Here is a 17,739-nt window from a genome sequence, read left to right on the forward strand (position 1 = left end):
GCGTCACGTGTTTCAGCCGCTGATGGCCGCCGCGATGATGATGGCCAGGCCCAGGATGAACGAGCCGATGACGATGCCCAGCGCGGTGTTCTGGTCGACCTCAATCTCCTTGTGCACGTCGTACGGCAGGATGAGGCGGATGACGTAGAAGCCGGCCACGAACACCACCAGGCCGATGAGCGAATAGATGACGCTCGCCAGCACTCCCTGCAGGGTGACCACCACTCCGAGCAACAGCATCACTTGCCTCCCATGAATCCACCGGTCCACAAGAGCACGCCGCCGGGACCGCGCTTCACGTCGCCGGTCACCCTGCCGCGCTCCTCGTCACTGAAAGGGGCCCAGCCCGTATAGGTGGCCCACGCGTACGCCACGAGCACCAGTCCGCCCAGGTACTTCATCGTCCACCTCCCTGTCCGCTCACAGGTTGCTCTCCTTCCAGCGCTCGGTTTCGAAGGCGTTGGCGAAGAAGAACGACAGCGCCGGAATCACCAGCAGCAGCACCAGCGAGATGACGAACCAGCTCTCGTTGGGCGTGTCGTGCGTGAGCACCACCTGGTAGCTGACGACGGGCCCCAACTGGGGCCCCTTGAGCTTCAGGGCCGGGTCGAACGACGTGGTCGTCCGCAGCACGTACGTCCCCTTGGGCAGCGACGACAGGAACACGCTGCCGTTCTGGCTGCCCTCGCTCCAGGAGCCGTCGCTGTCGCGCCCGTGGTAGAAGCTCACCTCTTCGTAGAAGCTCACCACGTCCTGCGTGTCCTGGTTCACCAGGTCGCCCTGCACGCCCACCCAGGCGTTGTTGAGCGCCTGCGACATGTGGATCTGCGCCCGCACGTTGCCGTCCCGCTGGAGCTCGAAGGGCTCGCTGAAGTGCATGGCGTCGGCGGTGCCGGAGTTCGCGGTCCGGGGCAGCGTCACCTGCAGGTCCAGCACCCGCGCGTTGAGCGCGCGCATGTGGAACACGGCCGCCAGCGCGAACAGGCCCAGCAGCCACACCGCGGACCAGCGCAGCGTGCGCAGCATCGACTCGCGGCGCAGGTTGGGCTGGCTGGGCGCGATGCCCCGGGGCCCGGGCAGCGGCTCCTTCAGCTTGAAGGCGTCGCGCACCTGCTCCGGCGTGAGGTACTCGCCGTGCGTGTAGGTGACTTCATTGTCGGTGGCGTCCTCGTTCACCGAGTACGGCGGCGCGACGTACTCCGTGGCGCGCGCCTTCTCGCCCTGGAAGACCTTCCAGTAGAACTCGCCCACCACCGCGTCGGTGACGGCGGTGACGGACTGGAAGGCCTTGTAGCGGCGGCCCCCGTAGTGGGCGGACACCTGCGGCACGACGTTCGCGTCACCGGCGGCCATGGGCGTCAGGAACACCCAGTGGCCGTTGGACTCCATCAGCCAGGTGAAGCCGCGCGCCGGGTGGTAGAGCAGGTACTCCATCCACGGGTAGCGCGTGCCCTCCACCACGCACGAGCGCTCCTGGTAGCCGATGCAGATCCACTCCGTGCCGTCGAGCGTGCCCTTCTGCCCCAGTTGGATGGCGGCCGGCAGCTCCGGCTTCTGGAGCAGCTTGAGGAAGGCCAGCTTGCCCTGGGCCACGCTCATCAGCGCGCCGCAGTACGGGCACGCCACGCGCAGCGTCTGGTCCGGCGCGCGCAGCTCCAGGGGGCCGTTGCAGTTGGTGCAGCGCGCCTGCTGGAGCTGGGCCTTGCGCACGCGGGGGCGCAGCTCCCCCGCGGGGATGCCCAGTTGCTTGAGCTCCAGCCGCTGCCCCAGGAACACCTCCGGGTCGCGGTCGCGCGTGCCGAAGTCCAGGGTGACGAACAGGCCGCGCGGGCCGGTGGCGTCCACGTAGTAGCTGTCCGCCTGGGGGTCCACGTCGCTGGGGAGCTGGCCCTCCGCGGCGACGACGCGCCCGTGGCCGCGCTCCTCCACCACCAGCGGGCGGTTGCGCAGGCGCAGCCGGTCCCCGGGGTGCAGGTGCTCCAGCTCGATGCCCTCCTCCACGCCCGCGTCGGAGAGCAGGTGGAAGGCGCCCTCGGACTCGCTGAGCCAGCCGGTGCGTCCGTCGGACATCTCCACGTACCACTCGTCCCAGGGGCCGGCGCCGTGGTCCTTCTGGAGGTGCCCCACGATTTGATACGCGGTGCCGTTGACGCGGCCCTCCAGGCCCAGCCGCAGCGGAGAGTCCGTCTCCACGATGCGGGCCACCTTGCCGTGGTCCTCCAGCTCCGCGCCCACGCGGGCCACCATCGTCTGGCAGTGGCCACACACCACGACCTGCGCCGACCCGGCGGAGAACTCCACGCTCGCGCCACACGACGGACACGCCCCCTGCGTCACGCCTCCACTCCTCTCGACAGCTCGCGCACGCGGCACGACGTGGCGCCCAGGTGCTTCGCCGCCAGCGCGTCGAAGTCCGGTCGTGCGCGGGTGCGGCAGCAGTAGACGTTGAGCGCGGCGAAGCCGTGCTCCGGGAAGGTGTGGATGGTCAGGTGGCTTTCGGCCAGGAGCGCCAGGCCGGTGACGCCGCCGGGCTCCGGGAAGACGTGCCACTGCGGCTGGCCCACGACCTTCAGGTCCATCAGGACGACCAGCTCCTCGAAGAGCGCCGCCAGCGCGGCCGCGTCCTTGAGCCGCTCCGGCGCGCAGCCGCTCGCGTCAACCAGCCATTCCTGTCCGGTTGTCACAGGGGAAACCTCCGGGAGTGGAGACCCTCTTTAACACGCTGGAGCCGGGTCGAAAGCCGCTAGGATGCGCGCCCCATGCGCACCCGATTCCTGACCGCTGGACTCCTCTGCCTCGCCCTGACCGCGTGCTCCAAGGACAAGGAGCAGCCGCCGGCCGCGAAGGCTCCCGCAGCACAACCGGCTCCCCGCACGGTGAGCCTGCAGACGGACGTGGCCTCCGCGAAGGGCTTCCAGAAGAAGGCCCTGGAGGGCCAGGACCTGTGGGCCACGATGGAGACGAACCAGGGCACCCTCGTGCTCAAGCTCTTCTCCCAGGACGCGCCCAAGACGGTGGCGAACTTCGTGGGCCTGGCGTCCGGCGAGCAGGCGTGGATCAACCCCAAGACGGGTGAGCGCGTGGAGGGCAAGCCGCTCTACGACGGCGTCATCTTCCACCGCGTCATCCCGGACTTCATGATCCAGGGCGGCGACCCCACGGGCACCGGCCGCGGCGACCCGGGCTACCGCTTCGAGGACGAGTTCAAGAGCAACCGGGACTTCGACAAGAAGGGCCTGCTGGCCATGGCCAACGCGGGCCCGGGCACCAACGGCAGCCAGTTCTTCATCACCACGTCCACGCCGCAGTTCCTCAAGGGCCGGCACACCATCTTCGGTGAGGTGGTGAAGGGCTATGACGTGGTGGAGAAGATCGCCAACACGCCGCGCAACCGGCAGGACCGCCCGGACACGGACATGGTCATCCAGCACGTCACCATCAGCGACACGCAGCCGTGAGCCTCCGCCCGCGCCACGTGCGCACGAAGCTGGGGGAGCTGGACTGCCACGTGGTGGACGCGCTCCCCGAGGGCGCGACGCCGGAGCTGGTGGTGGTGCTGAGCCACGGCTTCGGCGCGCCGGGCACGGACCTGGTGGCGCTGGCGCCGGAGCTGATGATGGCCGCGCCCCGCCTGGCGCAGGGCGTGCGGTTCGTCTTCCCGGAGGCCCCGCTGTCGCTGGACGCGCTGGGCATGCCCGGGGGCCGCGCGTGGTTCGAGCTCCCCATGGCCATCCTGATGGGCCAGGGCCGGGACTGGGCGCACTACTCGCAGGCGGTGCCGCCGGGGATGCCCGCCGCGCGCCGCGCGCTGATGAGCGTGGTGGCGGCGCTCCCGGTGCCCATGGGCCGCGTGGTGCTGGGAGGCTTCAGCCAGGGCGCGATGATGTCCACGGACGTGGCGCTGCGGCTGGACGAGTGCCCCGCCGGCCTGTGTCTCCTGTCCGGGGCGATGGTCGCCGGCAAGGAGTGGGAGCCCCGGGTCCGCGCCCGGCCGTCGCTGCCGGTGTTCCAGGGACACGGCCGGCAGGATCCAGTGCTGCCCTTCCAGGAGGGCGAGCGCCTGCGTGACCTGCTGGCGGGCGCGGGGATGCCGGTGGAGTTCCTGCCCTTCGACGGTGGGCACACCATCATCACGGAGGAGCTGGAGCTGCTGGCGGCGTTCCTCGTGAAGCGGCTGGACGGGCGCTGACCGCCGGAGACGGAGGGTTTCCAGGTGTATCAGTCGAAGGAGCTGACGGTGTCCACGCGAGGCCGGGGCCTGGTGGACATCACCGGTGAGGTGCGGAAGGCGGTGAAGGGCACGGGCATCCGCGAGGGCCTGTGCACGCTGTTCCTGCACCACACGAGCGCGTCGCTGATCATCGGAGAGAACGCGGACCCTGTCGTCCAGCGCGACCTGGAGGCGTTCTTCTCCCGGCTGGTGAAGGACGGCGACCCGCTGTTCCAGCACGACGCGGAGGGGCCGGACGACATGCCGGCGCACGTGCGCACGGTGCTGACGCAGGTGTCCCTGAGCATCCCGGTGAAGGACGGAGAGGCGGACCTGGGCACGTGGCAGGGCGTCTACCTCTGGGAGCACCGCACGTCTCCGCACCGCCGCCGCGTCACGGTGTCCGTGCTGGGCGGCTAGAGGTCCCGCACGGCGGCGACGACGGGGGCGCCCTTGCGGCGCTTCTTCGGGGCTTCGTGGGCCTGGCCCCGGATGCGCACCCAGGTGCCGGGGTCGTCCGGCATCGCGTGGACCATGGACCAGCCGGTGGGCACCTCCGGCGTGGTCCACGCGTAGAGGGCTCGCGCGTCCCTGGGCGCCAGGTTGATGCAGCCGTGGCTCACGGGTTCGCCGAAGCGGTCGTGCCAGTAGGCGGTGTGCAGGGCGAAGTCGCCCTCGAAGAACATGGTCCACGGCACGGTGGCCACGCGGTAGCTGGCGTTGCCCATGCTGCCCGTCATGTCGGCTTCCGCGAACTTCACCCAGATGCGGAAGAGCCCCTCCGGCGTGTCCGTGCCGGGTTTGCCGGAGGAGATGAGCGTGGCGTAGACGGGGCGGTCGCCCTCGTAGGCGATGAGCGTCTGGGCCTCCAGGTCTACGTCCAGCCAGCGCGCGCCGGGCTCCACGATGGACGGGGACGCCAGCGACCACGCGACGTGCAGGTCGTCGCGCGCCACCCAGTGGTCCTCCGCGATGCGGACCCACTGGCCGTTGGGGGACAGCTCCTTCACGGAGACGAGCGTGCGCGGCGGGAGGGTCGTCTCTCGTTCCGCTTTCGCGTCCGGGGCCTTGCGCACCACCACGTCGGTGCGGGGGGCGGTGCGGGACTGGGCCCAGCCGAAGGGCATGGGCAGGGACACGAGCGCCTCCGCGTCCAGGCCGCTGAAGTCGGAGGGGCGGTGCTCGCGCAGCACGCGCGCCTCGAAGTACTGACCGTCGGAGGTTCGCCAGAAGGTGCGCCGGCCGACCTTCACCTGCCCCAGGAGCTTCACGGTGACGGAGCCCTTGAGCAGCACGCCCTGCCGCCTCTTCCGGGCGAGCGCGAGGCTTGGATAGGCGCGCACGCGGTGGCCCACCACGCGCGCGTAGACGCCGGGGGTGAGCGCGCCCTCTTCGACCCGGGGCAGCGGGCGGACACGGGGCTCGCGGAAGTTCTGTTCCAGGTAGCGCTCGCAGACCCAGCCACGCGGTTGCAGTTGCACCCAGGTGTCGCAATCCGGTCCGCGCATCGCGCCCTGCCACTTCACGCGCATGTCCTGGGCCACGGTGCCCAGCGAAGGGGAGTCCTGCCGGGGCTCGGAGCGAACAGCGATGGAGCGGCGCACACGCAGCGAGCCCGCATCCGGTGCATAGGGGATGGCGTAGGGCTCCATGCCCGCGTCGACCTCCGCGAGCGGTGCCTCCGCGACCGCGTCCTCGTCACCGTCAGCGTTCGAGACAGCGCTCCCGCCGTCCAGGTCCTGCGAGAGGGCCTCCGTTCCGGTCGCGGTGGCGTCATCGTCCGCGTCGATCAACGGCTCACCGTCCGGCCCCAGCTCCAGCACGGGGACCTCGGACTCGGTGATGACCTGGGGCTCCTCTTCGCCGGGCAGGGCTTCGGTGGACTGCGACAGCGAGGGCTCCAGCGACAGTGACAGCGCACTGCCCGCGTCCTCCGTGGTGTCCACGGCGCTCAGCAGGGCCGGCGCGGTGGCATGCGTGACGCCGCCGCCATCGGCCGGCTCGGGCGCGGTGGCCTGCCATGCGGAGCGCAGCGCCTGCGCGGACTCCGTCGGCGGCGTGGCCTCCACGTCGGGCGCGGAGGCCCGCGCCGTCACGGTGCCCGCATCCACCGGCGCGGCGGGAGCGGGGGGCTCCACCGGAGCGCACGCGAAGAACAACAGGGGGAGTCCGAGGGGGAACCAGCGGCGGCGCATACAGACCGCAACGGTACGGGTCCGCGCTGACATCCTCAACGTCGGCCCAGGTGCGATCTCCTACGCACGGGTGGGCAGTCCTTGCGCCCTGAACGGCGATTGCCACGAACGGCGGAAAGTGCGTCCGCGGATCAGCTCCGGCCCTCCGTGGGCGGAATCCCTTCGGGCGTCTCCTGCGCCTCCAGGAGCTTGTAGAGCGTCTTGCGGTCCACGCCCAACAGCCGCGCGGCTTCGCTCTTGTTGCCCCCCACGTGCTGGAGCACGTGCGCCGCGTAGCGCCTGGACAGCTCCGCGAGCGGCGGCAAATCCCCCGCGAGCCCCGTCAGCCGCTTGGGCGCGTCACCGATGGGCTCCGGGAAGTCCGGCGGCCCCAGCACGCCCGTCACGTTCAGCGCGAGCGCCCGCGCCATCACGTTCTCCAACTGCCGCACGTTGCCCGGCCAGTCGTACACCGTGAGCCGCGCCATCGCGTCCGCCGTCACCACCGGCCGCACCCCGCCCCGCGCGTGCAGCGACGCGAAGTGCTCCACCAGCGCCGGGATGTCCTCGCGCCGCTCGCGCAAGGGCGGCAGGTGCAGGTGCACCACGTCCAGCCGGTACAGCAGGTCCTCGCGGAACGTCCCCTCCGCCACCCGCGCCTTCAAGTCCTTGTTCGTCGCCGCCAGCACCCGCACGTCCACCTTCACCGGGACGCTCTCGCCCACGCGGCGGATCTCCCCCTCCTGGAGCACGCGCAGGAGCTGCGACTGGACCTTCATCCCCACGTCGCCAATCTCGTCCAGGAACAGCGTGCCGCCGTTGGCCTCCTCGAACAGGCCGCGCCGCGCCCCGGAGGCCCCCGTGAAGCTGCCCTTCGCGTGGCCGAACAGCTCGCTCTCCATCAGCGACTCGGTGATGGCGCCGCAGTCCACCGGGATGAACGGCCCGGACGTGCGCGCCGAGCGCTTGTGCAGCGCCCGCGCCACCATCTCCTTGCCCGTGCCCGTCTCACCCGTAATCAGCACCGGCACGTTGCTGGTCGCCGCGCGGGCCACCTGCTTGTAGACCTCCAGCAGCGCCTGGCTGCGGCCCACCAGCGACGTGCGCTCCACCTGCTTGCGCAGCGTGCGGTTCTCCTCCACCAGCCGCTTCTGCTCCAGCGCCCGCTTCGCCACCCGCATGATGGCGTCCACGTCGAACGGCTTGGACAGGTAGTCGAAGGCGCCCTGCTGGATGCTGTCCAGCGCGCCCTCGATGTTGCCGAACGCCGTCACGACAATCACCGGCGTGTCCGGCAGGTGCTGCCGCACCAACTGGAGCACCTTCAGGCCGTCGCCCGGGTCGGGCATGGCCATGTCCGTGAGCACCAGGTCGAAGGACTGCTCGCCCATCCGCTCCGCCGCGCCCTTGGGGTCCGGCGCCTGCGTCACCGGGCCCAGCACGCCCAGGAGGCGCTGGAGCAGGTCCCGCGCATGCGGATCATCATCGACGACGAGGATTCGGGCTGTGCTCATGAGGCCTTGCGGATGGAGGAGGCGTCGCGCTGCGCCCCGGACTCCACCACAAGCGGCGCCGGAGTGCGCGCCGCACGTGCGAACCGCACGCGGATCCGCGTGCCCTTGCCTTCTTCTGAATGCACCGTGAGCGTGCCGCCGTGCGCCTCCACCACGCGCCGGGTGGTCGCCAGCCCCAGGCCGTGCCCCGGGATGCTCCGCACCTCCGCGGCCCGGAAGAACGGCTGGAACAGCGACGCCTGCGTCGCCGCGCTCATCCCCAGCCCGTTGTCCGTCACCTCCACCACCGCGTCCGCCCCCTCCGTCGCCACCCGCACCTTCACGCGCGGATCCGGCCGCCCCGCCGTGTACTTCACCGCGTTGGACAGGAGGTTGCGCGCCACCACCTGGAGCAACTGCGCCGGACAGTCCACCAGCACGCCCGGCTCCAGCTCGCGCTCCAGCGACACGCCCAGCGCCGTGGCCGTCTGGCTCACCTCCAGCAAGAGCGTGCTCACCGCCGTGTCCAGCTCCCCCATCGTCCCGTCGCCCCGCGTGCCCGCGCGGCAGAAGCGCAGCAGCGCTTCAATGAGCTCGCCCATGCGCACCGCGCTGGACTCGCACTGAGAAATCATCTCCAGCGCGCCCGGGTCCTTCACCGCGCCGGAGCGCCGGATGAGCGTCAGGTAGCCCTTGAGCGGGGACAGCGGGCCCATCAGGTCGTGCGCCACGCGCCGGGTGAACGCATCCAGCTCCTGGTTGTGCCGCCCCAGCTCCTCCAACTGTCCCTGGATGGTGGCGTCCTGGCGCTTGAGCAGGGAGATGATGTGCCAGCCCACCAGCATGGACAGCAGGATGGCCAGGAGCGTGGTGGCCGCGCCCAGGGCCGTGTTGCGCACCCGCAGCGTGCCCAGCCTCCCCACCAGCACGCGCGCGTCGGACGCGTTCTCCGTGGCCAACTGTCCCGCCAACTGGTCCACCTCCGCCGCCAGGGGGCGGATGCTCTCCACCAGGTGGCGCCGGGCGCGCTCCGCGTCGCGCTGCCGTGAGAACACCGCCGCCGCGCGCACCTGGTCCGCCAGCCCCTGGCACGCGCCGTTGAAGCGCAGCCAGATCTCCTTCTCGCCGGGCGGCAGGTGGCGCATGTACGCCTCCGAGGACTGCCGGATGCTGCCCAGGATGTCCTCCATCACCGCGTCGGCTTCCTTGCGCTCCGCGTCCCCGCTGGAGCGCACGTGCGCCTCGATGGCGGACTCCAGCGACATCACGTCCACGCGGATGCGGCCGATGAGGCTCGCGCGCTCCAGGGCCTCCAGCACCAGCGCGTCCACCTGATGCCCGGTGCGCACCTCCGTCCAGAGCATGAAGCCGATGACGCCCGACAAGAGCGTCACCACGAAGAAGAAACCCGCGCGGTATCCACGGATGGGGGTCCGCGAGTTCATCGCCACGGGGACGCTCCTTGGGTCGACAGGGAAAGAAACCGCGGGCGTCCCGTCACGGACGCCCACGCGAGACTCACGGCACCGGCCCGGCCGCCTCGGTGGAGGTGGCGCCCGGCAGGGGCGGCTGGGTGCGCCGCCGCGCGCGCTCCAGCGCGGACTCGTACCAGACGTCCGACAGCTCCTCGTGCAGCGCCGCCAGCTCGCGCTGCCGCGCCAACAACTGCGCGTTGTGCTCCTCCAGCGTGTGGCGCTCCGCCTCCAGCCGCGCCAGCTCCTCCGTGGCCGCCGTGCGCGCCTGCTCCGCCTCCGCGCGCGCCTGCTCCGCCTCCGCGCGCTCCTGTGCCAGCTCCTCCAGCGCGGACTCCAGCGCCGCCAGCTTCGCCGCCAGCGCCTCGGTGCGCTCGCGCTCGGCCTGGTACTCGCGCTGCCAGCGCTCCGTCTCCGTCACCTGGGCCTGGAGGCGCTCGGGGGGAATGGTCGCGGCGCATCCCACTCCCAGCCACGCCACACTCCATGCCACCAGCAGGTGCCGCATACGCCATCTCTCCCGACACCTGGCCGCGCGACATGCACGACGAGGACATCCGGGCTTCATGCTCCCCTTCATGTCACGGCGCGTGGCGCTCGGGACGGAAGGTCGCGGTGCAGCTTGCAGAAGAGCGTCGTTGCCGTCAAAGCAACGTGCGCCTGCCTGGGGAGCTTGCACCCATTGTTGCAATCGCAACTGAGGAGATTCTCCCCATGGCGGATCCGCTCCCACCCGGAGAACCCCGCGAAGTTGCTTGAAACGGGTGCTGGCACGGCGGGTGCTCAAGGGTCATGGCATCAACCGATGCAATCCCGCGTCGGCGTGTCGTCCCCGGAGCCATCCATGAAGACTGTCATCGTCGCCGCCCTCTTCGCCGCCACCACCGCGTTCGCCAACACCCCGGCTCCCGCCGCCGCCCCCGCCGCGCAGCCGGCCCCCGCCGCCGAGGCGAAGGCCGAGGCCGCCGCCCCCGCCGAGGCGCAGGGTGAGATGAAGACCGAGTCCAAGACCGAGACCAAGCACGAGGGCAAGGCCACCAAGAAGGGCACGAAGACCAAGACCGAGAAGAAGACCACCACCGAGACGAAGACCGAGGGCTGATCCCTCGCTTCACTCGCGCCCTGTCCGCCTCCAAGGGACGGACAGGAGGCGGTCCCGGCAGGGGCGCTCTCCTCACGAGGGCGCCCCTGTTGTCGTTTGCGCGTGGGAGCGGAATCGTTGTCACTCCAGCGGTCCTTCATCCGGCGCGCGCGAGCGGCGCCACGTGACGCAGGGTGAATAAACAAACCCCGCGCCCCATCTGAAGGCGCGATGACGATGCCCGGCGCACTCCAGCGCGGGCCGCCGTCAAGACTCCGAGCCCATCACCATGAAGACCTTCCTCGTCGCCGCCCTGCTGTCCGCCACCGCCGCCATCGCCGCCCCCACCCAGCCCGCCCCCGCCAAGGCGCCCGCCGCGGAGACGAAGGCCCCCGCGTCCACCGACGTGCAGGCGGACCCCCACGCGCCCGCGAAGACCGAGGTCAAGACCGGGGCGACGACGGAGGCCGCGCCCTCCGGCCGCACGGAGACGATGATGCAGGGCACCGGCGGCAAGAAGCCCCTGAAGGCCCCCGCCTCCCAGAAGTCCGCGCAGTAGCCCGCGTCCCTCCTCCCAGGGATGCACCCACGTCGTGCCCGGGCAGGGGCGCTCTCCATGAGGAGGGCGCCCCTGTTCGCGTTTCCAGGCCCCGGGTCCACCGCACCTCGCTCCTTCTTGGGTTTTCAGTAAAACCACCATTTGACAGGAACAGAGGAATCGCGCATAACAGGACATGTGTGGATGACGGCTCATCCACGACAGGAAGGGGTGTCCCCCTCCCCCCCTTCAAGCGAGACGGTCATGGTGGAAGCGTTCACGAAGGTGTCCGAAGCGTCGCGGTTGCTCCTGGACAAGGGCCTGTGCCCGGCCACGGGTTCGGATGCGCTGGGCATGGTGGCCCGCCCGCTGAAGGTGGACCGCGCGTGCCTCTTCGAGAACCGGACCACGAACCTGGCGGGCCGGTTCCTCACGGACCTGCGCTACGCGTGGGCGGAGCCGGGCGTGGTGTCCCCGCTGGCGCACCCGGTGCTGCGCTCGCTGCCCATGCGCGACTACGCGATGGCGTGGGCGGACATGCTGGAGGCGCAGATGGTGGTCTCCTGCACCACCCGGGAAGCGCCGCCGATGATGCGCGAGCTGCTGGAGCGCCAGGGCGTGCAGTCCGTGCTGCTGTGCCCCATCGTCCCGGCCAAGCAGTGGTGGGGGTTCGTGGCGTTCGAGGACTGCCGCCAGGCGCGGCTGTGGCGCCCGGAGGAGATCTCCCTGCTCAAGTCGCTGGCGCGGGCCATTGGCGCGTCGGTGCGGCACTCGAACATGCGCTCCTCGCTGTCGCAGGTGCGCACCAACCTCACCAGCGTGCTGCGCCCCGTCGCCGGGGACACCTGAGCCGACACCGGACCCGGCCGGGTCATGGCCGCCCGCCCCCCCGGCGGGCGGGAGGGGGCCGGGAGGGTCGCTGGGGAGCGGTAACGCGGCGTCCCGTTTCTGCTACCCTCGCCGCCCTGTTCCCCGCCCATGTCCTCGTTCGAGCCCACCGCCATCAGTCGTTCCCGGCCTCCTGATCTCGTCAGCGGTTACCGCCTGGAGAAGCTCGTCGGCGCCGGAGGCATGGGAGAGGTCCACAAGGCCACCCAGCTCTCGCTCGGCCGTACGGTCGCGGTGAAGCTGCTGAACCCGGACCTGGCCAAGGACCCGTCGTTCATCGCGCGTTTCCAGAAGGAGGCCGCGGCGCTGGCGACGCTGAGCCACCCCCACGTCGTCGCCATCGTCGACAAGGGGAAGACGGACAACACCTACTACCTGGTGATGGAGTTCGTGGACGGGCCGTCCCTGCGCGAGCTCATGCGCAGCCCGTCCATGGAGACGCCGGTGCTGCTGCGCCGGATGCTCGAGATCTGCCGGGCCATCGAGTACGCGCACGGCCGGGGCGTCATCCACCGCGACCTGAAGCCGGAGAACATCCTGCTGGATCAGCAGGCCGGCGGCATCGCGAAGGTGTCCGACTTCGGGCTGGCGTCCTTCCTGGACGACGCGTCCGCGGCGTCGCGCTTCGCGCTCACGTCCACGCACGTGTCCATGGGCACCATCTCGTACATGGCGCCCGAGCAGCGCGTGGACGCGAAGAGCGCGGACGCGCGAGCGGACATCTTCTCCCTGGGCGTCATCCTCTACGAGACCTTCACCGGCGAGGTGCCGCTGGGCACCTTCGATCCGCCGTCGCGCAAGCGCCCGGGCCTGGACGCGCGCGTGGACGCCATCGTGATGCGGTGCCTCAAGCCGGATCCGGACGAGCGCTACCCGTCCGTCACGGCGCTCATCGCGGACCTGGAGCCGCTGGTCCCCGGCAGCCTTTTGTCCATGCCGCCCCTGCGGCTGACGCGCTGGCAGCGGGCGAAGGCGGCCATGCGCCGCGCGGCGCGCGTGACGGCGCAGACGGCCGCGGGCGTGACGGTGCTGGCCGCCGTGGGCGTGCTGGGCGTGGCGTACAACCGCAGCGGGCAGGTGCGCGCCCAGCTTCCGCTGCCGAGCAAGGCCATCATGGACCAGGCGCTGCGGGACTCGCCCCGCAACGGCCCGGGCCGGGTGGAGGACGTCACCCCGGACAAGCGCCGCGTGACCATGGGGGACGGCCCGGACCTGCCGCAGATGCTGGTGGCCGGCCGCACGCTGAACTTCGAGAACAAGGCCCTGGTCTTCCCGCCCGTGGACGACGAGAAGAACGCGTCGCACGTGGGCCGCGCGCGCGTGGACGTGCTGGGGCTGGTGGGCGGCGTGGCCCGGCTGACCGCGCGCGTGCGCGCCGAAGCGCCGCCGGCCACGTGGAAGCGCCGCCTGAAGGAGCTCTGGGACGGCCCGCCGCCGGAGCCGGTGGCCTCGCTGGGGCTGATGGGCCGGGACGGCCGCTACGTCACGCTCGTGCACCACGGCGCGGGCGCGCCGCTGACCCTGGAGTGGTCCCTGGGCGAGCGCGGCGGCGCCATGCTGGGCCTCGCGTCCCCGGAGGGCGAGGTGCGGCTGGAGCTGTTCGTCACCGAGGACGGCGTGATGCAGGCCTTCGTCGGCCAGGGCAAGGACCAGCGCCCCATCGCGGAGCCCCTGAACCTGGGCCCGGACTGGCAGGCCCACTTCGGCGAGGCCCCGGCGCCGGTCATCGGCTGCATCGAGGGCACGTGCACCGTCGAGGGGCTCACCTACACGGTGGACAAGCCCGCGCCCGTGACGGAGGTCACGTCCTCGCCGGGGGTCGTCGTCCCGCAGCAGCCGCCCCGCACGGTGGCCGCCAACACGGTGCCGGCGAAGGCCGTGGTGGCCAAGAAGCCCGCCCCGCCGCCGCCCCCGGTCAAGCGCCCGCCGGTCAAGGCGGCCCCCGCCAAGCCCACCCCGAAGCGCCGCTAGGGGACCGGGCGGGGTCGGCGCCGAACAGCCACCGCAAGGGGAATATGGCCTCTCCGGGGGGATTGCATTATCCCTCGGCTCCCCTATGCGCACCTTCCGCAGCGGCCTGACCGCGCTCGCCCTCGTCGCCGGCCTCACCGGCTGCCCCCGGCCCTCCTCCGTCGTCGCGCCCCACGTGCTCGAGTCCGCCGCCGAGCGGGCCGGCCAGGGTGACGCGGAGGCGCGCACGCTCGCGTTCGCGGGCTTCCACGCCTACCTCGTCGCGGGTGACGCGAAGCTCGCCCAGGAGCGCTTCGACGCCGCCGTGAAGAAGGACCCGGGCGACCCGTACGCCCTGGAAGGGCAGGCGCTGCTCGCCCGCCGCAACGGCCAGTCCGACCGCGCGCTCGCCGCGTCCCTGGAGCTGGTGAAGCGGGCCCCCAAACACCCGGTGGCCGTCATCGCCGCGCGCTACGTGCTGGACCGCGTGGGCACCTCGCGCGCGGAGGACGACACCATCCTCAAGGGCGTGGACGCGGGGCTCGCCGCGGGCGCCCGGGGTGAGACGGCCTACCTGCTGCGCGCCGCGCGCCTGTCCGTGGCGAGCCTGCGCGGGGACGCGGCCACCCAGGCCCAGACGCTCAAGGACCTGGGCGGCGCCAGCGAGGCCACGCTGGTGGGCCCCTTCTCCCCCTTCCACGTGCTGGCCATCGACGAGCCCATCGCGCCGGAGAAGGACGGCTCCTTCGCGGGCCCCTTCACGGGCGCGTACGGCCCGCTGGCGGTGCGCACGCTGCGCTCGCCGGACGGCCGGCTGGACCTGGGCGGCGAGCCCGGCCACGGGGACATGTACGCGCTGGGCATCGACGCGGAGGTCGCGCAGGCCGGCGTCTACGTGCTGCGCACGGTGAGCCAGACGTCGCACCGCGTGCTGATGGACGGCGCCCCCGTGCTGGAGCGCCGCGACTGGGCGCGCACCGCGTCCACGGTGAGCGTGCGCGCGCTGGAGCTGCCCGCCGGCAAGCACCGCTTCGTGGTGAAGATGTCCCGCGACAACACGCAGGGCGGCCTCTCCTTCGCGCTGGCGAAGGCGGACGGCAGCCCCTCCGGCGTGCGCCTCACCGCCGCCACCGGGCCCGCGCCGCGCTGGAACGCGAGCGCCCCGGGCGAGGTGGAGGCCCCGGACCTGTACCCGGGCGCGGAGGACCTGGCCCAGGCGCTCCAGGGCGAGGCCGGCGAGACGCTGAGCACCTTCCTCGCGGTGCGCGACGGCCTGGCGCGCGACCTGGACGGCACGCACCGGCTGATGGCGAAGCTGGAGGCGACGACGCCCGCGCTGCTCACCCTGCGCGCGGAGCAGGCCGCGCAGGACCGGGGCATCCCGTCCAAGGTGGCGCGAGGCCGGGCCACGCGCGACCTGGAGGCGGCGCTGGCGAAGGACCCGGGCAACGTGGCCGCGCTGCTGCTGCGCGCGGACCTCTTCCTGGATGACGGCCAGCCGGCCACCGCGCTGGACACGCTGAAGACGGCGCGCGACGCGGTGAAGCCCGCGGGCTTCCCGGTGCACCTCCTGATGGCCCGCGCCGCGCTGGCGCTGGACGTGGACGCGCAGGCGGAGGTGGCCCTCGCCTCCGCGCTGGAGGCCCAGCCGGGCCTGTGCGAGGCGCTGGGGTTGCAGTACTCGCTGGCGCGCCGGCGCGACGCGGTGGCCCGCACGGACGAGCTGGTGAAGGCCCAGGAGGGCTGCCCCGGCGCGGACTCGCGGCGGGTGGACCACCTGCGCACGCGCGGCGACCTGGACGGCGCGGCGAAGGGCTACACGCAGTTGCTCGCGCAGGACCCGGACAACCTCACCACCGCGGCGGCGCTCTCCGGCGTCTACGTGAGCCAGCGCCGCTACGACGACGCGGCGAAGGTGCTCCAGACGCTGTCCACCGTGTGGCCGCGCAACGCGGAGATCCTCAAGCGGCTGGCGGACGTGCGCGAGTACGCGGGCCAGGGCGCGGAGGCGCTGAAGCTGCGCGAGCAGGCGCTGAAGCTGGACGGCACGGACCTGGCGCTGCGCCGCGCGGTGGAGCGGGCGAAGACGGGCAAGGAGCTGCTGGCGGCGTACGCCATCGACGGCAAGGAGGCGCTGAAGGCCTACGAGGCGGCGCCCGTGACGGGCGGCAGCGCGGCGGCGTACGTGCTGGACGCGGCGGCGGTGCAGGTCTACCCGGACGGCTCGCTCGTCAACCGCATCCACACCATCCAGAAGGCGCTGGAGCAGTCCGGCGTGCAGGAGATCGCGGAGGTGAACATCCCCCGCGGCGCCCAGGTGCTGGCGCTGCGCACGCTCAAGGCGGACGGCCGCGTGCTGGAGCCGGAGAACATCGAGGGCAAGGACACCATGAGCCTGCCCGGCGTGCAGGTCGGTGACTCCGTGGAGGTGGAGTACCTGCTGCCCGAAAGCGACCGGGGCCCCGCGCAGCCGGGCTTCACCGCGTCCGCGTTCTACTTTCAAATCGCCAACCAGCCGAACGCGTGGAGCACGTACACCGTCGTGGCCCCCAAGGGCAGCGGCATGAAGGTGGACGCGCACGGCATGAAGGCGCCGCCGCCGGAGGTGAAGGGCGACGCGGAGGTGTTCCACTACGACGCGCGCCGCGTGCCGCCGTTCATCCCGGAGCCGGACGCGCCGCCCTCCGGCAACGAGTACCTGCCCTTCGTGATGGTGGGCGCGGGCGAGACGGGCAACGACGGGCTGGCGCGCGTGTACGGCGACGCGTTCCAGGACCGGTGGATCCGCACCTCGGAGGTGGAGGCGTTCGCGCGCCAGGCCACGGAGGGCAAGAAGGGCCTGGAGGCGGTGAAGGCGCTGCACGCGGCGGTGATGAAGCGCTTCTCCGGCCGCGACGCGAGCCTGGCGCAGTCCGCGGCGTCCACCGTGGCGCAGGACCGGGGCAGCCGGCTCACCGTGATGAAGGCGGGCCTGGAGACGCTGGGCATCCCGTCGCGCATCGCGGCCATCCGCACCTTCAACACCGACCCCGCGCCGTACCTCTTCCCGGCGGACGCGCTCCTGCCCTACGCGGCGCTGCGCGTGGAGGTGCCGGGGGAGCAGCCGGTGTGGCTGGACACGTCCGTGCGCTATGGCCCCTTCGGCGAGCTGCCGGAGACCGCCATGGGCGAGCGCGAGGCGTACCTGCTGCCGGAGCCCGGCAAGCCGCTGCAGAAGGTGAAGACGCCGCCGCTCAAGCCGCGCGCGGGCAAGGACGTGAAGCTCACGCTGGAGCTGGGCGCGGACGGCAGCCTCAAGGGCCAGGGCGAGGAGGTCTACTCCGGCTTCGAGGCCGCTCAAATCGCCGAGGCCTTCGAGCAGCTCTCTGCGGAGAGCCGCAACCAGGCGCTCCAGGGCGCGGTGGCGCGCTACTTCGGCGGCGCGGAGCTGTCGTCCGTGAAGCTGGAGCACCAGGAGGAGGTGGGCGCGCCCTTCGTGCTGCGCTACGCGTTCACCGTGCCGCGCTTCGGGCGCATGGAGGGCGACAGCCGCATGGCGCTGGGCCCCCTCACCTTCCCCGCCCTGCTGGGCCGGCGCTACGTGCAGTTGTCCTCGCGCACCACGCCGCTCTACATCGACGACACGGAGGCCAGCCGCACGAACGTCGCGGTGACCCTGCCCCAGGGCTGGAAGCTCAGCGACCCGCAGGCGGGCCTGAAGGTGGACAGCCAGTTCGGCCACTACACCCGGACGGAGAAGCAGGACGGGCGCACGCTCACCATCTCCGAGTCCTTCAACCTGCCCCGCGCCCGCATCCAGCCGGCGGAGTACGAGAAGTTCTCCGGCTTCGCCGGTGACGTGGACCTGCTCCAGGTGCGCGAGCTGTTCCTCGTGAAGCAGTAGCCTTCGAGCCGCCTCCGCGCGCCACGTCCGTGGTGCGCGGAGCCGGGCCC

16 protein-coding genes are annotated in these 17,739 nt (G+C 71.9%); 8 read left to right on the forward strand and 8 right to left on the reverse strand.

The genetic code is table 11. The annotated features are described in order from the left end of the window. Window positions 1-12: 12 nt before the first annotated feature. Genes K8556_RS14100 through speD form a run of 4 tightly spaced genes read right to left on the reverse strand, consistent with a single transcriptional unit; the run spans window position 13 to window position 2,684 of the window. Window positions 13-240: a DUF350 domain-containing protein gene (locus K8556_RS14100; protein ID WP_014393984.1), complete on the reverse strand. Its 228-nt coding sequence runs from the start codon at window positions 238-240 to the stop codon at window positions 13-15. Further along, window positions 240-401, reverse strand: a complete 162-nt coding sequence (locus K8556_RS14105) for a hypothetical protein (protein ID WP_014393983.1) — start codon at window positions 399-401, stop codon at window positions 240-242. The genes K8556_RS14100 and K8556_RS14105 overlap by 1 nt, the downstream gene beginning before the upstream one ends. Window positions 402-420: 19 nt before the next feature. Further along, a complete protein-coding gene (locus K8556_RS14110) occupies window positions 421-2,337 on the reverse strand; it encodes a DUF4178 domain-containing protein (RefSeq protein WP_223740587.1) in 1,917 nt (638 codons plus the stop codon). After that, a complete protein-coding gene (gene speD / locus K8556_RS14115; RefSeq protein ID WP_223740588.1) occupies window positions 2,334-2,684 on the reverse strand; it encodes an adenosylmethionine decarboxylase in 351 nt (116 codons plus the stop codon). The genes K8556_RS14110 and speD overlap by 4 nt, the downstream gene beginning before the upstream one ends. A gap of 75 nt (window positions 2,685-2,759) precedes the next feature. Between speD and K8556_RS14120 the strand changes: the two genes are divergently transcribed. Genes K8556_RS14120 through K8556_RS14130 form a run of 3 tightly spaced genes read left to right on the forward strand, consistent with a single transcriptional unit; the run spans window position 2,760 to window position 4,630 of the window. Next, entirely contained in the window at window positions 2,760-3,458 is a 699-nt protein-coding gene (locus K8556_RS14120) for a peptidylprolyl isomerase (protein WP_223740589.1), read from the forward strand. Further along, window positions 3,455-4,189, forward strand: a complete 735-nt coding sequence (locus K8556_RS14125; protein ID WP_223740590.1) for a phospholipase — start codon at window positions 3,455-3,457, stop codon at window positions 4,187-4,189. The genes K8556_RS14120 and K8556_RS14125 overlap by 4 nt, the downstream gene beginning before the upstream one ends. Before the next feature lie 24 nt (window positions 4,190-4,213). Next, window positions 4,214-4,630, forward strand: a complete 417-nt coding sequence (locus K8556_RS14130; protein WP_223740591.1) for a secondary thiamine-phosphate synthase enzyme YjbQ — start codon at window positions 4,214-4,216, stop codon at window positions 4,628-4,630. On the opposite strand, the gene K8556_RS14135 is transcribed toward K8556_RS14130, so the two are convergent. The 4 genes from K8556_RS14135 to K8556_RS14150 form a co-directional block, all read right to left on the reverse strand. Next, window positions 4,627-6,369, reverse strand: coding sequence for a L,D-transpeptidase family protein (locus K8556_RS14135; RefSeq protein ID WP_223740592.1), 1,743 nt, complete (start codon window positions 6,367-6,369; stop codon window positions 4,627-4,629). The two genes, K8556_RS14130 and K8556_RS14135, sit on opposite strands and share 4 nt — an antisense overlap. A 167-nt stretch (window positions 6,370-6,536) precedes the next feature. Further along, window positions 6,537-7,898 carry a sigma-54 dependent transcriptional regulator gene (locus K8556_RS14140; RefSeq protein WP_223740593.1) on the reverse strand — a complete coding sequence of 454 codons (1,362 nt, stop codon included), beginning with the start codon at window positions 7,896-7,898 and terminating at the stop codon, window positions 6,537-6,539. Then, complete coding sequence (locus K8556_RS14145; RefSeq protein ID WP_223740594.1) at window positions 7,895-9,322, reverse strand: ATP-binding protein; 1,428 nt, start codon at window positions 9,320-9,322, stop codon at window positions 7,895-7,897. The genes K8556_RS14140 and K8556_RS14145 overlap by 4 nt, the downstream gene beginning before the upstream one ends. Before the next feature lie 73 nt (window positions 9,323-9,395). Then, the gene (locus K8556_RS14150; protein ID WP_223740595.1) at window positions 9,396-9,857 is read right to left on the reverse strand and encodes a hypothetical protein; all 462 of its coding nucleotides are present in this window, start codon (window positions 9,855-9,857) and stop codon (window positions 9,396-9,398) included. Window positions 9,858-10,193: 336 nt separating this feature from the next. Here K8556_RS14150 and K8556_RS14155 point away from each other — a divergent pair, with 336 nt between their 5' ends. From K8556_RS14155 to K8556_RS14175, 5 genes are all read left to right on the forward strand, one after another. Beyond that, window positions 10,194-10,451 carry a hypothetical protein gene (locus tag K8556_RS14155; RefSeq protein ID WP_223740596.1) on the forward strand — a complete coding sequence of 86 codons (258 nt, stop codon included), beginning with the start codon at window positions 10,194-10,196 and terminating at the stop codon, window positions 10,449-10,451. A 268-nt stretch (window positions 10,452-10,719) separates the two neighbouring features. Further along, window positions 10,720-10,989: a hypothetical protein gene (locus K8556_RS14160; protein WP_223740597.1), complete on the forward strand. Its 270-nt coding sequence runs from the start codon at window positions 10,720-10,722 to the stop codon at window positions 10,987-10,989. A gap of 243 nt (window positions 10,990-11,232) precedes the next feature. Continuing rightward, window positions 11,233-11,817 (forward strand): GAF domain-containing protein, encoded by a 585-nt coding sequence (locus K8556_RS14165; protein WP_223740598.1) that lies wholly within the window; start codon window positions 11,233-11,235, stop codon window positions 11,815-11,817. A 129-nt stretch (window positions 11,818-11,946) separates the two neighbouring features. Beyond that, window positions 11,947-13,827, forward strand: coding sequence for a serine/threonine-protein kinase (locus tag K8556_RS14170; protein ID WP_223740599.1), 1,881 nt, complete (start codon window positions 11,947-11,949; stop codon window positions 13,825-13,827). An 85-nt stretch (window positions 13,828-13,912) separates the two neighbouring features. Next, on the forward strand, window positions 13,913-17,689 hold the full coding sequence (locus tag K8556_RS14175) for a tetratricopeptide repeat protein (RefSeq protein ID WP_223740600.1): 3,777 nt from the start codon (window positions 13,913-13,915) through the stop codon (window positions 17,687-17,689). Window positions 17,690-17,739 lie beyond the last annotated feature (50 nt).

Source organism: Corallococcus sp. AS-1-12 (genome assembly GCF_020036995.1).
Taxonomy (GTDB): domain Bacteria; phylum Myxococcota; class Myxococcia; order Myxococcales; family Myxococcaceae; genus Corallococcus.